This window comes from Gordonia sp. PP30, assembly GCF_023100845.1.
Lineage (GTDB): Bacteria > Actinomycetota > Actinomycetes > Mycobacteriales > Mycobacteriaceae > Gordonia.
This window is the reverse complement of record NZ_CP095864.1, coordinates 472,388-491,757: the sequence shown is the minus strand read 5'-3', so window position 1 is coordinate 491,757 and position 19,370 is coordinate 472,388. Positions and strand designations below refer to the sequence as shown.

At 70.4% G+C, this 19,370-nt stretch carries 17 protein-coding genes; 10 read left to right on the top strand and 7 right to left on the bottom strand.

Annotated elements, in window-relative coordinates:
* Positions 1-564 precede the first annotated feature (564 nt).
* On the bottom strand, positions 565-1,779 hold the full coding sequence (locus tag MYK68_RS02215) for an oxygenase MpaB family protein (RefSeq protein WP_247866084.1): 1,215 nt from the start codon (positions 1,777-1,779) through the stop codon (positions 565-567).
* A gap of 135 nt (positions 1,780-1,914) precedes the next feature.
* Between MYK68_RS02215 and MYK68_RS02210 the strand changes: the two genes are divergently transcribed.
* The 3 genes from MYK68_RS02210 to MYK68_RS02200 all read left to right on the top strand — a co-directional run bounded on the left by MYK68_RS02210 (position 1,915) and on the right by MYK68_RS02200 (position 3,517).
* The gene (locus MYK68_RS02210) at positions 1,915-2,838 is read left to right on the top strand and encodes a TIGR03564 family F420-dependent LLM class oxidoreductase (protein WP_247866082.1); all 924 of its coding nucleotides are present in this window, start codon (positions 1,915-1,917) and stop codon (positions 2,836-2,838) included.
* Positions 2,839-2,999: 161 nt separating this feature from the next.
* Positions 3,000-3,122, top strand: a complete 123-nt coding sequence (ykgO, locus tag MYK68_RS02205; RefSeq protein WP_247866080.1) for a type B 50S ribosomal protein L36 — start codon at positions 3,000-3,002, stop codon at positions 3,120-3,122.
* A 104-nt stretch (positions 3,123-3,226) separates the two neighbouring features.
* Positions 3,227-3,517: a hypothetical protein gene (locus MYK68_RS02200; RefSeq protein ID WP_247866078.1), complete on the top strand. Its 291-nt coding sequence runs from the start codon at positions 3,227-3,229 to the stop codon at positions 3,515-3,517.
* A gap of 198 nt (positions 3,518-3,715) precedes the next feature.
* Here MYK68_RS02200 and MYK68_RS02195 read toward each other — a convergent pair whose 3' ends face one another.
* Complete coding sequence (locus MYK68_RS02195) at positions 3,716-4,537, bottom strand: sulfurtransferase (protein WP_247866077.1); 822 nt, start codon at positions 4,535-4,537, stop codon at positions 3,716-3,718.
* A gap of 138 nt (positions 4,538-4,675) precedes the next feature.
* Positions 4,676-5,536 carry an oxygenase MpaB family protein gene (locus tag MYK68_RS02190; RefSeq protein ID WP_247866075.1) on the bottom strand — a complete coding sequence of 287 codons (861 nt, stop codon included), beginning with the start codon at positions 5,534-5,536 and terminating at the stop codon, positions 4,676-4,678.
* Positions 5,537-5,627: 91 nt separating this feature from the next.
* On the opposite strand from MYK68_RS02190, the gene MYK68_RS02185 reads away from it, so the two are divergent.
* Complete coding sequence (locus tag MYK68_RS02185) at positions 5,628-6,227, top strand: TetR/AcrR family transcriptional regulator (protein ID WP_247866074.1); 600 nt, start codon at positions 5,628-5,630, stop codon at positions 6,225-6,227.
* Here the strand turns inward: MYK68_RS02185 and MYK68_RS02180 are convergent.
* Entirely contained in the window at positions 6,216-7,088 is an 873-nt protein-coding gene (locus MYK68_RS02180; RefSeq protein WP_247866072.1) for an SDR family oxidoreductase, read from the bottom strand. The genes MYK68_RS02185 and MYK68_RS02180 overlap by 12 nt on opposite strands.
* Positions 7,089-7,183: 95 nt before the next feature.
* Here MYK68_RS02180 and MYK68_RS02175 point away from each other — a divergent pair, with 95 nt between their 5' ends.
* The 5 genes from MYK68_RS02175 to MYK68_RS02155 are packed head-to-tail and all read left to right on the top strand — an operon-like array spanning position 7,184 to position 15,034.
* The gene (locus MYK68_RS02175) at positions 7,184-9,130 is read left to right on the top strand and encodes a cellulose biosynthesis cyclic di-GMP-binding regulatory protein BcsB (protein WP_247866071.1); all 1,947 of its coding nucleotides are present in this window, start codon (positions 7,184-7,186) and stop codon (positions 9,128-9,130) included.
* 11 nt (positions 9,131-9,141) lie between these two features.
* Positions 9,142-10,695, top strand: a complete 1,554-nt coding sequence (locus MYK68_RS02170) for a hypothetical protein (RefSeq protein ID WP_247866069.1) — start codon at positions 9,142-9,144, stop codon at positions 10,693-10,695.
* Positions 10,688-12,190, top strand: a complete 1,503-nt coding sequence (locus MYK68_RS02165) for a glycosyltransferase (protein WP_247866068.1) — start codon at positions 10,688-10,690, stop codon at positions 12,188-12,190. The genes MYK68_RS02170 and MYK68_RS02165 overlap by 8 nt, the downstream gene beginning before the upstream one ends.
* Complete coding sequence (locus tag MYK68_RS02160) at positions 12,187-13,863, top strand: glycosyltransferase family protein (protein WP_247866066.1); 1,677 nt, start codon at positions 12,187-12,189, stop codon at positions 13,861-13,863. The genes MYK68_RS02165 and MYK68_RS02160 overlap by 4 nt, the downstream gene beginning before the upstream one ends.
* 52 nt (positions 13,864-13,915) lie before the next feature.
* On the top strand, positions 13,916-15,034 hold the full coding sequence (locus tag MYK68_RS02155; RefSeq protein WP_247866064.1) for a glycoside hydrolase 5 family protein: 1,119 nt from the start codon (positions 13,916-13,918) through the stop codon (positions 15,032-15,034).
* Here the strand turns inward: MYK68_RS02155 and MYK68_RS02150 are convergent.
* The gene (locus tag MYK68_RS02150; protein ID WP_247866062.1) at positions 15,021-16,148 is read right to left on the bottom strand and encodes an amidohydrolase family protein; all 1,128 of its coding nucleotides are present in this window, start codon (positions 16,146-16,148) and stop codon (positions 15,021-15,023) included. The two genes, MYK68_RS02155 and MYK68_RS02150, sit on opposite strands and share 14 nt — an antisense overlap.
* 117 nt (positions 16,149-16,265) lie before the next feature.
* On the opposite strand from MYK68_RS02150, the gene MYK68_RS02145 reads away from it, so the two are divergent.
* Positions 16,266-17,423: an FAD-binding oxidoreductase gene (locus tag MYK68_RS02145; protein ID WP_247866060.1), complete on the top strand. Its 1,158-nt coding sequence runs from the start codon at positions 16,266-16,268 to the stop codon at positions 17,421-17,423.
* A gap of 245 nt (positions 17,424-17,668) precedes the next feature.
* Here MYK68_RS02145 and MYK68_RS02140 read toward each other — a convergent pair whose 3' ends face one another.
* Positions 17,669-18,067: a heat shock protein transcriptional repressor HspR gene (locus MYK68_RS02140; RefSeq protein WP_247866058.1), complete on the bottom strand. Its 399-nt coding sequence runs from the start codon at positions 18,065-18,067 to the stop codon at positions 17,669-17,671.
* Positions 18,068-18,073: 6 nt separating this feature from the next.
* Entirely contained in the window at positions 18,074-19,288 is a 1,215-nt protein-coding gene (gene dnaJ, locus MYK68_RS02135) for a molecular chaperone DnaJ (RefSeq protein WP_247866056.1), read from the bottom strand.
* Positions 19,289-19,370: the final 82 nt, after the last annotated feature.

Here is a 19,370-nt window from a genome sequence, read left to right as displayed (position 1 = left end):
CTGAGCCACCCGCGGACCGCGCACCGCCGACTAAGTCACCGGCGGACCACCCACCGCCGGCTGAGCCATCGACGAGCCCGCCAGGGCGAGACGATGAGTCGAAGCCACCCGTCTCTCGGGTCCCGGCCGCCACGAGGAAGTCGATCACCGAATCGGGCTCTCCCCGCTTCTACGACCCCGTAGCAGCGAGCCGACACAGAAGCAGCGTTCGCGAGCGCTGCCTCTGCACGCGGACGCTGCCACGCCCACCGGCCGGCAGCGGGAAGCCACGATCCGCACTCCACCCGCCGACAGCTGAATCACCGACGGACCACCCACCGCCGACCGAGCCACCAGCAGACCACCCACCGGCCGGCTGAGCCACCGGCCGACCGCCCAACGCCGGCCAAGTCACCGGCGGACCGCCCACCGCCGACCGAGCCACCAGCCGACCGCCCAGCCACCAGCCGACCACCCACCGCCGGCTGAGCCATCGACGAGCCCGCCAGGGCGAGACGATGAGTCGAAGCCACCCTCTGGCGGCTCGGCAACGCCGCCGACCCCCATCCCGAGCGGTCGATCCCCCTAGCGGCGCAGCTTCTTACCGGCGTCGAACCGCTCCTCGCGCTGGCCGAGATGCCAGGCGTGCCACCGCCGCCAGCGGCGGACCGAAGCGGTCTGCCACCACCGGTCGACACCCGGCGAGACGCGCCGCGCGAGTTCGACCGCGGCGATCAGCGGGGCCCGGCCGAGCAGCAGTGCCAGACCGGGGAGACCGCTCGGCAGCCGGTACTTACGCCGGTTCCACGGCAGCATGAACAGCCGCGTGTAGCCGGCCTGCAAGTGCAGGTGATACCGGGCGCGCAGCCGGGCGAGCCCGCGCACCTGCGGACCCGGCTCGAACGACGGCACGAAGCCCTCGACCAGCTCCGGGCCGAGCGGGCCGGAGTCGTACTTGCGGGTCGCGTCGAAGTAGTAGAGGAGCCGCAGGCCGTCGCCGACGGTCTCCGGATACATCTCGTCGACGCGGCAACCGACCAGATGACCGAGATACCTGTTGAAGTGGAGCACGGCCCGGATCTCCGCGGGACTCGTCAGGAAGCCCAGCGCGTACAGCCCCAGCGCCGGACCGACGCTGCCGCCGAGCAGGGTCAGCATCATCTCGCTCTGGCTGATCGGCAGACCGTGCGCGGCCGCATCCCACTCGGGATGCTCGGCGACGCGCGCCCGCACCGACACGTGCATCACGCGGACCTTGAGCGAGACCTCGCGGGCCCGTGACCCGGGTGTCAGCACCGCACCAGGCCGGCACACCTCCAGCCACCAGCGGCTCGTCTCCAGATAGCGGTGCAGCGCGCTGGCCCCGGCGTAGCCGCCGGACAGCGACAGCGGCACCGCGAGGGAACCCTCGGTGTAGGTGTCCATGGTGCCCGCGTTGCCGACGGCGCCGAGGCTGTAGCCCCACCGGCGCCAGACCGCCGCCCCCTGCTCGATCAACTCGGGGTCCACCCAGTCGGGGATGGTCTCGAACTCGGCGAACAGCGCGCGCATCGATTCCGGGGCATCCGGCACGGCATCGATGCCGACGCGCAGCGCCTCGTCGAGCAGTTCCCGCGATCGGTCGGCCCCCAACTCACCGAGATAGGTCTCGGCGACGAATCGCTCGGCCACCGGATCGCCCGCGGTGTGCCCGGCCAGATACCGCGCGGCGACCTCCGGCGGTGGCAGCAGGCCGATTCCGGTGAGCCGCCGCACCCTGTCGTGCCACCGCTGATGGGCCGGACCGACGACGAGCTCCATGACACACCCCTGATCTCCGCCGCCGCGGGAATGAAACGTTTCAACGATTATGTCCCATCTCACGGCGGCGCACCCCGAGGTCGGCGGTGTCCCGAGTAGGGTCGGGCCTCGAGAGCGCGTTCGGAGGAGCCCCCCATGCAGATCAGCATCGTCTGGAATATCAACGCCAAGCACGTCGCGATCGACCGCGCGATCGAGACGTTGCGCGCACTGCACAACGAGGGCTTCCGGCGCGTGTGGTCCACGCAGATGCCGAACGAGCCCGACCTGCTGACCGTGATCGCGGTGGCCGGTCACGAGGTGCCGGAGATCGAGTTCGGCACCGCCGTGCTGCCGATGCAGAACCAGCACCCGATGAATCTCGCGCAGCGAGTGCTCACCACCAACACCATCATCGGCGGCCGGCTGAGCTTGGGCCTCGGCCTCTCGCACAAGGTGGTCACCGAGGGCATGTGGGGAATCCCGTACTCACGGCCGGTGAAGCGGACCAACGAGATCCTGGACGGCCTGCTACCGCTGCTGAACGGCGAGAAGGCCGGCGCCGCAGGCGAACTCGTGACCACCCGAGGCGCCCTGAGCCTGGTCGACGCACCCGCGCCGGACGTCTATCTCGCCGCACTGGGCCCCAAGATGCTCGAAGTCGCGGGCCGTCGCACCCGCGGCACCATCACCTGGATGACCGGTCCGGCGACCCTGCGCGACCACATCGTCCCGTCGCTGCACGCCGCCGCCGAGCAGGCCGGGCGCCGCACCGACGAGGTCCGGACCGTGGCCATGCTGCCGATCGCCGTCACCGACGACGCCGACACCGCCAAGGGCTACGCGGCCGAGCAGTTCGCCCTCTACAACTCGCTCCCCTCCTACCGCGCGATGCTCGACCGCGAGGGCTACGAGCATTCCTCGGACGCGGCGATCATCGGCGACGAGGCGACGGTCACCGCGCGTATCGATCAGATCCGCGCCGCCGGGGTCGACGAGTTCGTCGGCATCCAGTTCCACCGCGACGGCGACGTCCGGGCCCGCACCCGCGAACTGCTTCGCTCGCTCGACAACTCCTGATCGCCCGCCTGCCTGCGGGCCGCGCCTACGACGCGGCTCCGGCGGCGAACCCTATCGCCTTCGGGCCCGTCGCCTCCTTCACGACGGTCGAGGGCCGACTTGCCGTCGACGCAACCGCCGACCTACTCTTTATTGGTAACTGTTTCCAATAAGGAGAACTCGTGAAGGTCCGCAACTCCCTCAAGTCCATGAAGAACCAGCCCGGCTCGCAGATCGTCCGGCGGCGCGGCCGGATCTTCGTCATCAACAAGCAGAACCCGCGCTTCAAGGCGCGCCAGGGCTGATCGCGGCCGCACGCGGGGTTGACGGATCCGGTTCGGCGCAATACATTCATAAATGCGCATACATTAATGCGACACCAGAACTCTCGCCCCCGGAGGTATCAGTCATGACCCACGCCACCCACGACGGCCACGCCCACACGCACGGAGACGGCTGCGGCCACGTCGCCGTCCCGCACGGCGATCACACCGACTACGTGCACGACGGCCACCTGCACCGCGAGCACGACGGGCACGTCGACGAGTGCGAGGCCGCCGAGCACGTCGTTCATGACGGCCACGACCACGAGCACGGCGAGGGCTGCGGCCACGTCGCCGTTCCGCACGGCGATCACGTCGACTACGTCCACGACGGCCACCGCCACGCCGCTCACGACGGTCACTACGACGACCACTGACCCTCATCGGTCGAGACGACCCGCCCTACGGAGTCCCCGACTCCCCGGGCGGGTTTCGTCGTTCACCGGACGGTCGAAGCCCACGACTGTCGGGTGGAGCGGCACCTTGCGCGACATCGCGCGAAATCGAAGCCACCCCATGACCGTCTCGACCCCGCTCGACCGACCCCTGCGTCGAGACCACCGGCTCTGAACGACTCACCCGGCCTCGACCGGCCGGCTCCCATCGTTCGACCACTGCGAGTACGACCCCGGGTACAGCGCGGCCCCGTACCCGGCGATCTCCAGCGCCGCGATCTGATGCGCGGCGGTGACCCCCGACCCGCAGTACACGACCACGTCGCGGCCGTCGGCCCCGAGCGAGGCGAACCGTTCGCGCAACGCCTCCGCCGTCCGGAACGTACCGTCGTCGGCCAGACTCTCCCCGGTCGGTGCGCTCACCGCGCCGGGGATGTGTCCCGGCCGCGGATCGACCGGCTCCACCTCGCCGCGGTATCGCTCCCCGGCGCGGGCGTCGAGCAGCAGCGCGCCGGTCGCGGCGACGTCGTCGATCCCGACGGTCGGCATGCCGCCACCGGTGAGGGTCACCGACCCGGTGCGCGGCACGGTGTCGCCGGAAGAGAGCCGGATGCCGGCGGCGCGCCAAGCCCTGAGAGCCCCGTCGAGGATCCGGACGTCGTCGATCCCGCCCCAGCGCAGTAACCACCAGGCGCGCGCCGCGGACATACCGCCGCAGTCGTCGTAGACCACCACCGGTACGCCGTCGTCGATGCCCCAGCGCCGCGCGGCGGCCTCCAGGTCGGCGAGCTCGGGCAGCGGATGCCTGCCGCGGGCGGCGCTCGGCGGCGCGGCGAGTTCGGTGTTCAGGTCGACGTAGATCGCGCCGGGCACGTGGCCGTCGCGGTAGTGGTCGTAGCCGCGGTCGTCGCCGAGCTGCCACCGCACGTCCAGCACCACCGGTGGCCGGTCGGAAAGCATCGCTTCGACCAGTTCCTCGGCCCCGATCAGCACCTCACCCATCACGCGTCCCTTTCGCTCGCCGGCCCGCTCCGCCCGCGAGCCTAACCCCGTCGGATCCGCGGCACATGCGACGGCCGCCGACGCAGCGGATGCGATCTGACGTCGCGGATCCGTTGCCGAGTGCCGCGGAACGGGGCGCTACGCGGAGTGCGGGACCGGGCAGCCCGTGGGGAAGGTGCCCAGTTCGGCGACCACCACGGTATCCGGGGAGTAACTCTTCATCCGGCGGCTGTGCTGAAAGTCCTTGGCGCGCAATCGCGGCGGCAGCATGCGCACCACCGCAGCACGGGCCCGCATCGCCCCGCGTGACGCGGCTCGCACGACGGCGGACGGCTCGTCGTACTCGAAGGCTTGCAAGAGCGGCGCGTCCATCAAAGCGCGGGAGAACAGCCTGACCAAGGGCCGCGCAGGCCGGGGATAGAAGGTCGCTAGCAGGTTCAGCGTCAGGTCGGCCACCCGACGGCCGCCGGGGTCGTAGGCGAAGTGCTCGGCCTCGTAGGAATCCAGCAGGTCGGCGAATTCGTCGTAGGTCTCCGGCATGTCCTTGATGTTCATGTGCCGCCCGAGCTTACGGAAATAGTGCACGCACGCGGTCACCTCGTCGTACGTCAGTTTGCGCCACCCGTAGTCGTCGATCCAGCGCTTGGGCACCACGACGAAGGTCGCAAGCACGTAGAGCATGTCCTCGTTGGAGATGTCGTACGAGCGGTGCATCTGGTTGACCCGGCGCAGCGCCGTCTTCCCCTCGGCCGAATCGAAGCCGCGCACTAACGGGCACTCCAGGAGCAGTGCGGTGTCGTCGTACCGCTTCTGCGTGTCGTCGAAACCCCGTGACTCCGCCAGGAGGGCACCGACACTGGGCACCGCATAGGTGCGGAACAGCGCGAAGCTGAGTGCCTGATTGAAATCCCAGGGGAAGTCGTACATCGAGAGGTTGCGATAGATCTCCTCGAAGTCGGTGCGCGGGTCGAGGCCGCGATTCCGGTCCCAGCGAAACATCGATTGGCCGCCTTTCATCGTCGTCCGCCTGAGCATAAGTTAACTTATGCCCTCCGGGCAAGGGGTCACGCCCATGAGAGAATCGTCAGTCATGACCACCCAGTCAACGAGCTCCGCAGCGTCCCCGCTGCGCGAGCGGTTCCTCGAAGCCGGGATGACGATCCTGGCCCGCGAGGGCTATGCGGACTTCAAACAGGCGACGGTCTGCGCCGAGACCGGGCTGACCACCGGTGCGTTCTACCACTCCTTCCGCAACTGGCGGGAGTTCGGCACGGCACTGATCGAATACTGGCGCAGCGAGTCGACCGATCGCCTCGTCGCCTGGCTCGACACCGACGTGGACCCGCTCGTCCGGAGCGACGCACTGGTCGATGTCGCCCTCGACCTCCCGCACGCCGCGGAGGCCGCGATCCGGACCTGGGCCGCCGGCGACCCGGCCGTGCGCCAGGCGGTCGACGACGTCGACGCCGTGCGCACCCAGGCCATCGTCCGGTACACCCTCGATCTCGGAGTCGAGCGCGAGCATGCCCGCCATCTCGCCCGCACCGCCATGCTGCTGCTGATCGGACATCAGACCGCCGGGAGCGCCGTCGCCGACCTGGAGTGGAGCATGCGCCACCTGCTGGCGACGGATCCACACGTGCAGGCCGGCCTCACCCGGCTCCGGGAACCGGACCGGTCAGACCGCTGAGTAGTCGGCCACCTGACCACGAGCCGGCGCCTTCGCCATCAGCCACAGCATCCGCGGCAGTTCCCGCAGCGGCAGGCGCGACGGCCAGTCGTGCGGGCGCAGCAGCGCCTCGGTGCCGCCGTCGACGGTGACCACCGAACCGACCATGAAGTCGGCGGCCGGCGACAGCATCAGCGCCGCCCACTCGGCAAGCTGCTCCGGCGTCCCGTACTGGCGCGCCGGCACCGGGAACGACCGCACCTGCTTGCCCGTCGGACTCTCCAGCTGCGAGCGGAGGAGCGGCGTCAGCACCGGCCCGGGCGCCAGCACGTTCAACCGGATCCCGGCGCCCGCCCAGTCCGCGCCGACCGCCCGCGTCCGGCACCACCGGCTCACCGCCAGCTTCGACGCCGCGTAGGCGACGGGCGCAGAGATGCCGCGCCGCGCCGCGATGACGCGGGCGGCCGCGGCAGTCTCCCCGCGGACCAGCAGCCGGACGGCACGACGCGGCACCAGCGGGGTCGACGTGGTCGAGTTGGAACCGAACACGACCACCTTGGCCTTGTCCGGGCACGCGGCGAGCGCCGGCCGCAGACCGTCGAGCAGCTCGGTGACCCCCAGAACGTTCACCTCGACGATGGTCCGCTCCGCACCGCGTTTGGGGCCGAGCCCGGCCGCCAGCACCGCGCCGTCGAGAACACCGCCGCAGCGGTCGAGGACGTCGTCGATCACCCGCCGCCGCCCGGCCGGAGTGGCCAGATCGGCGGCCACCTCGGCGCCGGCCAGATCGACGCCGATCACGTCGTGACCGTCGTCACGCAGCCGCCCGGCGACGCCCGCGCCCATGCCCGACGCCGCACCCGTCACCACATACGTTCCCATTAGCATCCCTTCGGAGATTTGCCTGCAAATCGGACCTTTTTGTCCCGATATGCCGTCGCATCGCGCACCCTAGCGATCCCGTGTACAAAGGCCTGATGGGTCGAAGACTAGCGGTGATCGTGACCGCGTTTGTGCTGTTCCTGGCCGGGAACGTGCCGGGTGCCGCCGGCGCCGCTCCCGGCGATGCGGAACAGACTGACACGGAGTCGACCGGCGACGCTCAGCTGCTCCGCGTCGGGCTCGACTATCTCGGCACGTCGGCGACCATCTCGCTGCCCGGCGTGCAAGAGGTCTACCCGCTGACCCTCGCCGTACCGAACGGCACGCGGCCCGACGCGATCGAAGGCCGCGCGCAGCTGCCGGCCTCCGTGACCGGCGGCACCGTCGATGTGCTGCAGGGTGATCGGATCCTTTCCCGGACCGCCGTCTCGACGTCGCCGAACGCTCCGATCCGGTTGCCGCTGACCGGGATCCAGGTGAACGACGAGACTCGTTCGGTCACCCTGTCGCTCCGCACGTATCTGCGCACCGAAGGCGTCTGCGAGTTCGACCCCGATGAGGGCTTTCGGATCACCGACGCCACCATGTCCGTCACCGGGCGTCCCACGGCCCCCACCGCGATCAGCGACTTCCTGCCCCCGGTACTGACCGGCGTGACCCTTTATCTCCCCACCGATCCGAGGCCCGACGAGGGTGCCGCCGCCGTCTCGCTGGCCACCGCCCTTGTCGCCCATTACGGCAACGCACCCATCGCTGTCCGCACTCGCGCACTGCCCCGCGACGCCCTGCGTCCGCCGGCGGCCACCGGTCCGCTGGAACGACAGATCGTCATCGCCCAGAGCCTGCCCGAGGGCCTGCACCTGGCCAACGATGGCGCGTACCTGACGCTCGGCGGCGACGATCTGCGCACCGCCGCTCCCTTCCTCACTTCCGGCCTGGCACCGTTGGCGATGGCCTCCGCGGCGATCCCCGGGCCCGCGGCCGACGCCCCGCAACTGCCGCGAGACGTCTCGACCCTCGCCGACATCGGAGTCGGCGATCAGCGTGTCACCGCTCTCGGCTGGCCGTCGGTGACCGTCGGCATCGATCAGACGCGCCTGGGTCGTCCCTCCGATGACATACAGGTTCAGCTGCGTGGCACCTACACGGCGCCACCGTCCGGCAGCGGCGGCCAGCTGACCGTCCGCTCCGGCGATACCGTCATCGCCACGTGGCCCGCCGACCAGAGCGGCGCGTTCGACCGCTGGGTGAGCGTCCCGAATTCGGTACTGGAACGCTTCACCGAACTGCGGGTGACGCTGGAGCGCGGCGATTCCCGTACCGGCTGCGGAGACGCCTTCCGCTCGAGCCTGTCGCTGTCGGCGTCGGGACGGATCCGGTCGAACCGGGCACACCCGCCGATCCCGGCCGGGCTGGCCTCGGTGCCGCAAGCACTCATGCCACGTACCCAGCTCGCGTGGACGCGCGGCGACATCACCGACATCACCCGCGCCGTCAGTCTGCTGAGCGGGCTGCAGCGGCTGTCGGCGATCCCGCTCGGGGTGGATGTGGTGGCGATGTCCGCGGTGAACAACGACCTGCCCGCTGTCCTGATATCCGGTGACGGCACCGGACTGCCCAAGCTGTCCCTGCCCGTCAGCGCCGCGGGACAGGGCCGGATCGACGTCACCGGGCTCGATGGCCAGCCGGCGGTGACCACCATCCCGCAGACCGTCTTCGGTTCACTCCAAGTGGTCAACAGCGGCGACCGCACCGTTCTGGTGGCGACCTCGACGGGCGCCCCGGCACTACTCGACGAAGCGCTGGCCTGGCTGGATGCCGACCCGGCGCGGTGGGGATCGGTGCACGGTGCGGCCATGCTGCAAGCCGCCGGCCGGACACCGGTCTTCTTCGGCGACACCACCGCACCGGCCCCGACGTCCTCCGGGACGGCGACCGCGTGGTGGACCGGTCTCGGCGTGCTGGCCGCCGGCCTGCTGGTGCTCGGCGGCCTACTCCTGCTCCGCCGCCGTCGCGGCACATCCGAGCCCGACGCCGACTGAATGTCCCGGCCATGACCGTCTCGCCGTCCTCCGGTGGCGCGCCCCCCACCGCCCAGCCGCCGCCCCCCGCCGGCACGTCGTCCGCCCGCTCCCCGCTGGCGGCGACCCCCGTGCGTATCGCCGCGCGATGGGTCCTGCTGGTGGCGCTGACGGTGTTCGCGTACTGGGACACCGTCGCCGCACTCGGCATCGAGATGGCCCAGCACACCGTGGTGACGTATGTACCCGCTGCCGCCACCCTGTGCCTGCTCGCGGCCATCGGGGTCACACTGCGGCACGACGACGAGCCACCCATCTACGACCGTGACACCGACTTCATCGTCGCCACCGTGGTCCTGCTGCTCTCGCTGTCGTTCCAGGGGCTGCTGAACCGGCGGTATCTCCCCGCCTACCTGGTGACCCACATCGACGTGCTCTCACTGCTGATGTTCTTTTTCGGCGGCTGCGTCCTGCTGTTCGGTCTGCGCCCAGTCCTCCGGTACCGCTGGGTCTGGCTACTGAGCCTGGCACTTTTTCCGCTGCCGTACCGGGTCGCGGTCGTCACGCTCGGTGGCACCCCGCTGGCCGCGGGCGCCGTGATGCTGGTCCTCGGAGTCTCCGCGTCCGCGGTCGCCGTCGGCCGGACCCGTCGCAGCGCCGTCTTCGGTGCCCTGGCCTCGGCGGCGATCGGAGTCGTGCTGCTCGCCCTCGTCGCGACGCTCGCACCCGACGCCCGCAGCTCGGCGTACCAGTGGATTCCGGCGGTCGGCTGCGCGGTACTGACCGGCGTGTTCATGTATGTGCAGCAACGACGCGGGCTCGGCAGCATGCGCCCCTTCCCGCACCGCGCGCTGCGCGCGCCTACTGCGCCGCGAGTACCGAAGGCGGCGATGCTGCTGACCGTCGTCGCTGCGGGGCTGCACCTGATCGGCTCTCCGGCCATCCGCGTGGACGCCGGCGTCACCGTCGCCGGCCTGTCGACCGCACCGCCGCTGCGGGTACCGCTCGGCTGGCACCAGATCGAGACCACCGGCGTACTGCCGTCCACCCAGAACGGCGCCGAGGCCCGGCGCATGCGCCAGGTGCTGGAACAGAACCACGGCGACACACGGTTCGATGCCCAGGCCCGGCCGCGCCGCATCGTCGCCGACACCGTCGAGACCGCGCTGCCGCTGACGCTCGACGTTTACCTGCCCGCACTTCTGTACGACATCTCGAACACCCGCGTCTCACCGGAGACCGCCGTGACTCTGCCACACGGGGTCACCGGAGTCTTGCAGACGCTCGTCGACGACCAGCGTCTCCTCACCTACAACCGGCTGGCCTGGCGCTGGAACAACGGGCACTCGACACAGCAAGTGGTGCTGTTCTCCGTCGACAATCACGAGCCGGAGGCGCCGTTCCCGCAGTTCCGCCGCCGGCGCGACACCTGGCGGGTGGTCAACGGCATGCTCACTCTGTTGATCCGTGGCAATGCCGTGACCGAGGACCTGAATCCGCGGTTCGCCGATCGCGCCCTCCTCACCGAGACGGCGGGCGCGCTCATCGACACCCAGGTCGCGGCGATCGGCGGCGGCCATGGCTGAGCCGGGCGCCGCACGCGAACCGGGCGTGGCCGAACGCCTCGCCGACGACGAGTACTGCGCGGCCGCGCTGATCGAGGCGGTGGACGGGCTGCGCACGCGCTTCCCGGATGCGTCCGCCTCGATCGCGTTCACCCGCACGCAGAAGATCGCCGGCGCGGTCGTGGCCGCGGTGGTGCTCGCCTGCGCGATCGCCTGGCCGATCCCGACCGCGGCCACGCTGGTCTCCGCTATGACCGCGGTCTACATCCTCGCACTGAGCGATCGTCTGCTGATCTTCCGCCGCGGTCTCACCAGCGGCCCGGTCGTGATCGACGACGACCTCGCCCGGTCCCTGCCCGACGACGCCCTGCCCGCCTACACGGTGCTGATCCCCGCCTACGACGAACCCGAAGTGGTGGGCGAGCTGATCGCCAACATGCGGGCGCTGGAGTACCCTCCCGACAAAGTCCAGATCCTGCTGCTCCTCGAGGCCGACGACACCGTCACCATCGAAGCGGCCCGCGGCCTCGACGACGACGAGTCGGTGACCGTGGTGCTGGTGCCGCCGGCCGAGCCGCGCACCAAACCCAAGGCGTGCAACTACGGGCTGGCGTTCGCAAACGGCGACATCGTCACCATCTACGACGCCGAGGACGAGCCGGATCCGCTGCAGCTGCGCCGGGTGGCCGCCGCGTTCGCCGCGGCCGACTCCGACGTCGTCTGCATTCAGGGGAAACTCAGTTTCCACAATGCGACCGACAACCTCCTCACCAAGTGGTTCACCGCCGATTACGGGATCTGGTTCGGTTTCCTGCTGCCCGGCATCATGGCGAGCCGTTCGCCGATCCCGCTGGGCGGGACGTCGAACCACTTCCGTCGGTCCCTGCTCGACGAGATCGGCGCCTGGGATCCGCACAACGTGACCGAGGACGCCGACCTCGGCGTCCGGATCGCGGCGCGCGGCTACCGCACCGAAGTGCTCGACTCGGTCACGCTGGAAGAGGCGAACGTCGACGGTATCAACTGGATCCGCCAGCGTTCTCGCTGGTACAAGGGCTACATGCAGACCTGGCTGGTGCACATGCGCCATCCGGTCCGGCTCTGGCGCACGCTCGGCCCGGTCGGCGTGTACCGCTTCACCCTGCTGCTGGCCGGTACCCCGGTGATCGCCTGCGTCAACATGGCCTTCTGGCTGATCCTGCTGACCTGGGTCACCGGCGAGCCCCGGGCCATCGCCGCCCTCTTCCCCGGCCTCTTCTACTATCTGGCGCTGATCTCGCTGATCCTCGGCAACGGCGCCGCCGTCTACATGAACATCATCGCGATCCGCGAGGACGACCGCAGCGAGCTCCTCGGTTCCGCGCTACTGGTGCCCGCCTACTGGGTGATGATGTCGATCGCGGCCATCAAGGGGATGTGGCAACTGCTCGTCAGCCCGTCGTACTGGGAGAAGACCGCGCACGGCCTGGCCACGCCGAAGAAGTCCGGCGACGGGGACGAGGAGGACGTGTCATGAGCCGGGCACGCCTGCTCCCGATCGCGGTATTCGCCATCTTCTTCGCCGCCTACCTCGCGGTCGGCTGCTACCTGACTGTCGACCAGCAGTTCTTCTTCGGCGACGCACTGTCCCGCGTCCAGGCCGCGCAGAGCGTTCTGTACAGCCGGGATCCGCACCTGTCGGCCATCGGCTTCATCTTCACCCCGCTCACCGCGATGGTGCAGTTGCCGCTGATCGCGTTCTCACCGGTCTTTCCGGCGCTGACCGCCGACGCGCTGTCCGCGGTCATCATGTCCGCGGCGTTCATGGCCGGCGCCGTCACCGCGCTGACCGGGATCGCGCGCGACCGCCGCGTCCCCCTCGGCCTGTCGCTGGTGGCACTGATCGCGTTCGCCGCCAATCCGATGATCGTGCTCTACGGCGCCAATGGGATGAGTGAGGCGCCCGCGATCTTCTTTGTCGCGTGGTGTGCCCGCAGGCTGATCCGGTGGGTCGACACCGACGACGTCCACGAACTGACCGTGGCCGGCGTCGCACTGGCTCTCGGATTCCTGACCCGATACGACCTCGCCGCCGGGGCGGTCGGCGCCGCGGCGCTCGTGGCGGTGGTCAGCTACCGCAGGCGCGGCGGCACCGCGCGAGGCTCACGTGCCCTGATCGACGCGACCCTGGTCCTCGCGCCGACCGTTCTCGCGTTCGTCGTGTGGTCCGTGACCAGCTGGATCATCAACGGCGAACTGCTCGCCCAGTTCACCTCGGAGTATGGCAACAAGGCGATCATCGCCCAGTCCGGCGGGTCCGGTTCCGACACCCTCGGTCAGGCGTTGCGCTTCTCGGCCACCGAGCTGCTGATCCTGTCTCCACTGCTGCCCGCGCTGCTACTCATCGTCGCCGCGGCCCGCACCCGCCGTCGCCGCCTCTACCCGCTCGCCGCCGCGGTCGTGGTGTTCGGCGCGGTCCTCGGTTTCCAGGTCATCACGTACGCGCGCGGACTCACTTTCGGCTTCCTGCGGTTCTATCTCGCCGCGGTGCCGCTGACCACCGTGGTCGCACTGCTCGCGGTGTCGGCCCGCCACACCGTTCCCTGGCGCAGGCGGGGACGGTACGCCGAACCACCGGCGCCGCCCCCGGCCAGTCGCGGCGCCGAGCGTGCACTCGCCGCGGCGGCCGCGGTGACCGCGGTGGTCGCGATCCCGGTGACCGCCGTGGGGATGACCTCGCCGAAGTTCGCTCCGCAGGAATTCGCGATCCGGTCGGTGGTCTTCCGGCAACCGGACTCGGTGAATCCGGTGTACCTCGACGCCCGCACGGTGGCGCGGTCATTCTCCACGGAGCGGGCCCTGGCGGAGTATCTCGATTCGCTGCATCTCCCGAACGGGTCGGTGCTCACCGACACGGTCTACGGGTTCGCCGTCGTGGCCCGGTCCGACAGCCCGCGGCAGTTCGTGATCCCCTCCGACGAAGACTTCCCGGAACAACTCAACGACCCGGCCCACTTCGGTGTGCGGTACCTGCTGTCGGTCCCGAACACCGGACGCGGCCGGTCCGACGCGCTGAATCTCCGCTACCCGACGCTCTACGAGAACGGGGCGGGTATCGCGACACTGGCATTCGAGGCCCCGAACCAGGGCGCCGACCTGCCCGATTGGCGGATCTACCGGGTCCTGGGCGGCCCGCCGCCGGAACGATGAGGGCACGGCGATGTCTCATCCGACCACGAACCCCGGAGTAGGGTCGGCCGTTATGAAGGGAGGACGGTCGGGCTGGGCGCTCGCCGGTGTCGCGGCCCTCATCGTCGTGCTGGTGGCGGGCAGCGTGCTGCTCTGGCAGCGCCCCGACGGGCGCGACACATCCACCGCCGACGACCTCGTCACCAGCGACGGCACCGGGCTCCGGCTGAACGGCCTGCCGTGGTGGCCGACCGGATTCAACGCCTACCAGCTCGCCACCGACTGGTCGATCAACGCCGGTTGCGGCGCGCAGGTGAACCTCGACCAGTACTTCGGCGCGCTGCCACCGCACTCACTGACTCGCTTCTCTCTCTTCGCACCGTCCGCCGTGCGTGCCGACGACGGGACCATCGACTTCCGCGCCGCCGACGCCGTGTTCGACGCCGCCGCCCGCCACGGACAGCTGGTACTGCCGGTCCTGTCCTCGGGCGACGGCGCCTGTGACGGCGGTTCGTTCAAGGACGAGGGGTGGTATGCCGACGGCTGGCGGAGTCTTCCGGTGAGTCCGCATGGGACCTTCGCCGACTGGGTGCGAACCGCGGTCGGCCGGTGGAAGGACGCGCCCGCGCTGGCCGGGTGGACGGCGACCGGTGAGCCCGAGCCCGGCCGGTGCGTCGGCGACGGCGATTGCCATTCGTGGCGGAACCGCTCATGCCCGGCGGATGCGAACGCGGTGCTGCGGCGGTTCTTCGACGACACCGGCGCCCTCATCCGGTCTGTCGACCCCCGGCACCTGATCTTCGCCGGACTGCTCGGCGGAGATCAGTGCGGGGTGGCCGGTGACGGCTTCTCGCGGCTCGGCGAATCGCCCGGTATCGACGTCCTGGAAGTTCATGACTACTCGCCGTCAGCACCGACGACGGTGCCGGCGTCGGCGACGGTCTCCGCCCGAATCAGCCAGGCGCGGGCACTCGGCAAGCCTGTGGTGATCACCGAGATCGGCGAGTACGGCGGGTCGTGCCTGCCGTTGCCCGACCGTGCCGCCCGGGTCCGCGCCGCCATCGATCTGGTGCGCGCAGAGGGTGCCGCCGGGGCATTGGCCTGGTCGTTCGTCCCGGACCCACGGCCCACCGAATGCACCTACGACATCGGACCGGGTGATCCGCTGTGGCCGCGCCTCACTGATCGGTGATGCGGTACAGGCGGCGCGCGTTGTCGTTGAAGAGGTGCGAGAGCAGATGGTCGCCGCGGTCACCGAGAACGTCGAGCAGGGCGCCGACCACCACACCGATGGTCGCGTTGTGGGTGTCCAGCGGGGCGTTGGAACCGAAGATCACCCGTTCGGGGCCGAACCGGTCCACCACGTGCAGCACCAGCGGACCGATCATGTCGGCGAGAATGTGCTGGCCGCCGATGTTGCCCGACCGCTCCTGCCCGTAGCCGAACAGGCCGCTGGCCACCGCGCTGATCTTGACGTGGACGTTGGGCCGCGCGGCGAGCATCGCCATCCGCTCGCGCCACAGTCCGAGGATGTCGGCGCGGGCCGCGGCCGTCGTCCCCACCGACGACCCGAACGGCCCGAAGACACCGACCGGGCAGCCGAGGTGCTCGACGACGATGGTCGCCTTCGGATACTCCGACGCCAGACTCGCCAGCTCGCCGAGTTGGTGCGAGTAGCAGAGCGACTCGAAGACCAGCCCGCGATCGGCCAGCGGCCCGAAAGCATCCCGGAAGTTCTTGGAGCGCAACGGATCCGATTCCGCCGTCCAGTCGTGGACGAGCGGGTCGTGATGGCGTCCCCACCGCAGCCGGAAGCCGCGGATCAGGCCGTCGACGTCGGCATCGAGCGCGTCGGCCACGCCGAGCCCGGGGATCCGGTCGTCGGCCGGGACCAGCAGTCCGCCGAGTTCGGGGAGGCCGTCGCCGTACGGGAGCCGGCGCAGGAAGTCGAGGTCGCGGGTGACGGCCCCGGGCACCTCCTCCGGTGACAGGCGGCGGCGCCACTGCGAGTCGACCGGGATCACCGTGGTCACCGGCACCCCGGCGACGGTGTCCAGCGCGGCCAGATCCTTCGCGTATTCGCGGAGCCGGTAGGAGGCACTGAGCCGGCCCGGGCCCGCGATCCCGCTCAGGCTGTGCTCATCGGTGAACCGGGAGGCGACCCGGATGAGCGGGCGCGGCAGCGCTTTCAGGACCGGGACGCTCGCCCGGCCGAGCCGCTGCAGACTCCACGGCGGTGTCCGCGGGTCGAAGAAGTGCGCATGCGCATCGACGATGCCCGGAACCCGCCCCACCAACGTCGACACGATTCTCAGCCTCCCACACCGGGCGACGGAAAGCGCGCCGGTATCGGGCGGAATCGGTCACAGGACTACTCTCGTGGGGTCGAGCCCGTCCCCGCCGCAGCGAAAGGAAGACCCGCCGTGAGCCAGCCGCAGCCGCCCGTCCTGCACCGCCTCCGCGCGCTGATCGCCGCGGATCCGGACGGTTTCGCGGGCCGCGTGCTGTCCCGCCTGTTCGGTTCGGCCCCGGCGGTCCGCGACCTGTTCCCGCCGCATCTGCGGCACCTGCGAGAGGCGTTCATCGACGTCCTCGATCACGTGCTGGAGGCACTGCCGGCCGAGAGCGGCCACGACGAGCTCATCGAACTGCTGGCCCAGCTCGGACGCGATCACCGCAAATACGGCGTGACCGACGAGCACTACGACCTGATGCTCCGCGCCCTGATCACCGAGTCGGCCGCCCTGTTCGGCGCCGACTGGACCGAGGACGTCGCCGACACCGTGAGCCAGGCGATGATGCTCACCACCGGGGTGATGCGCGGCGCCGCGCACAGCGTCGAAGGACCGGCCACCTGGCGCGCGCGGGTGGTCCAGAAGTTCACCATCACCCGGGAACGCGCCGTCGTGCGCCTGGTCGCCGTCGATCCGGTACCGCCGGTGCACGCCGGCCAGTACCTGGAGACCAAGATCCCGCAGTGGCCGTATCTGTGGCGTGATCTCTCACCGGCGACGCCGCCGAACGACGCCGGTGAACTGGAGTTCCACGTGCGGGCCGTGCCGGGCGGGCAGGTGAGCACGTCGATCGTGAAGGAGACCGCGCCCGGCGACGTCTGGACCTTCGCCCAGGCGCACGGCACGCTCGCCGTCGAGGGCGACGACCCCGTCCTGATGGTCGCCGGCGGCACCGGACTGGCCCCGCTGCGCGCCCTGCTCCTGGAGATGGCGCAGCGCACCGACTCCCCACCGACGCACCTGTTCTACGGCGCCCGCTACCCGGGCGAGCTGTACGACCTCGCCGTTCTCCGCGAACTCGCCACCACCAATCCGTGGCTCAAGATCACCGCGGTGATCGAGAATCCGGCCGATCCGTGGTGGATCGACGGTGCCCCCGACCCGCGTCAATGGGGTTTCGAGGTGGTCTACGGCCGTGTCGGCGACGTGGCCGCTCGCTACGGCGACTGGACCGGCCGCCAGGTTCTCATCGCGGGCCCCGCCGACATGATCACCTCCACCAAACTGAAGCTCCGCCTGGCCGGCGTCCCCCACGACGCGATGCGCCACGACCCCGTCCACGCCTGACCCGCGGCACTCGACGACGGAGCCGCGGCACCGGTGCACCCACGCGGCAGTCGCCGCCGCGCCTGTGACCGACTGCCGCGGGTCTGTCCGGGCCACACCGGCGACGACGCGCGCGGGGAGCGCGCGAGGGAACCGCGGTCACGCTCGGTGCGTTCAATCGTCATGTGGATGTTCGACGATCGCGCTGGTCGCCGCCGACTCGGACGTCGCCCGGTGCCGTGGCTGCGGGGCCGACTGCCGCGGTTCTACTCCGACCGGCGCCGGCGCGGCTGCCAGACCACCACGGAGTTGGACCGTTCGACGTGGACCACCTCGCCGCGCGAGCCGCGGGAAGCCTGGGCCCGCGCGGAGAGTTCGGCCACCCGGCGCTGCAATTCCTCCAGCTCGTCGCTCAGCTCGATGATCCGCTTGATTCCGGCCAGGTTGACGCCCTCGTCCTGCGACAGCCGCTGGATCTCGCGGAGCCGTTCGACGTCGCTCGGCGAGTACCGCCGCCCGCCGCCGGTGGTCCGCTGCGGCGTCACCAGACCGAGCCGGTCGTAGGTGCGCAGCGTCTGCGCGTGCATGCCGGCCAGCTCCGCGGCCACCGAGATCAGGTAGGTCGCGGTGTCACTCGACGCCACGTCGCCTCTCTCGTCCCGCATCGGCGATCACCGCCCCCAGCCGGCCCGGGGATCGAATCCGCTCTCCTTCTCCGCCGCCGCGTACGCCTTGATGGCGTCGGTGGCAGCCTCGTCGAGAGTGGGCGGCACCGCGACCTTGACGGTCACCAGCAGATCGCCGGCCCCGCCGGACCGCTTCGGCACACCGCGGCCCTTGAGTCGCAGCGTGCGGCCGTCGGCGGTGTTCGGCGGGATCTTGACGCCCACCGAGCCGTCGAGCGTCGGCACCGAGACCGTGGTCCCCAGCACCAGCTCCGAAAAGCTCACCGGCAGCTGGAGTTTCAGGTCGTTGCCGCTGCGCGTGAACAGCCGGTCCGGCGTCACGTGCACGGTCACGTACAGGTCGCCCGACGGCGCCCCACGACGGCCGGCCTCGCCCTGGCCGGTCAGCCGGATCCGCTGACCGTCCTCGACGCCCTTCGGGATGCGGACGTTGATGGTCCGCGGCCGGATCTGCACCCCGGTGCCCGAGCAGTCGGGGCAGGGCTCGTCGATCTTGGTGCCGGTGCCCTGGCATTCCGGATCGGGTTCGGCGAAGCCGAAGTGTCCCTGATCGCGGTGGATGAACCCGGAGCCGTTGCACGACGTGCACGTCTTCGGGCTGGTCCCCGCCTTGGCGCCGCTGCCGTGGCACGACGTGCACGGCGACGGGCTGGTGACCTTGAGCGTCACCGTGTTGCCCTTCACCGCGTCGCGGAAGGCCAGCGTGGTCTCGGTCTCCAGGTCGTTGCCGCGGCGCGGACGCTGCGGCTGCTGCTGAGCACCGCGCGGGCGGCCGCCGCCACCACCGAAGATGTTCCCGAAGATGTCACCCATCCCGCCGGCCCCGGCACCGCCCCCGGCGCCGCCGCCGAACAGGTCGCTCAGGTCGCCGATGTCGAAGCCACCGGTCGTGGTGTAGCCACCGCCGCCGCCGAATCCGCCGCCGCCTCCGAAGGCGTCACCGCCACGGAACCGGCCGCTGGCCATCAGCGCGCGGGCCTCGTCGTATTCTTTGCGCTTCTCCGCATCGGACAGCACACTGTTGGCCTCGGAGACCTTCTTGAAACGGTCCTCCGCAGCGGTATCGCCCGGATTCCGGTCCGGATGCAGCTGTGCTGCGAGCTTCCGATAGGCCTTCTTGATGTCCGCGGCCGATGCGTCCGAAGCGACGCCCAGGTCGGCGTAGAAGTCTCGGTCGAGCCATTCGCGTTGCACCGCCATACCGGCGTCACCTCCTTGTCTTGAAAAGTCTTGTTGATCTTCGTACCTCGCCCGGCGCCATCGCGTCTGTCACCCGGGCGGA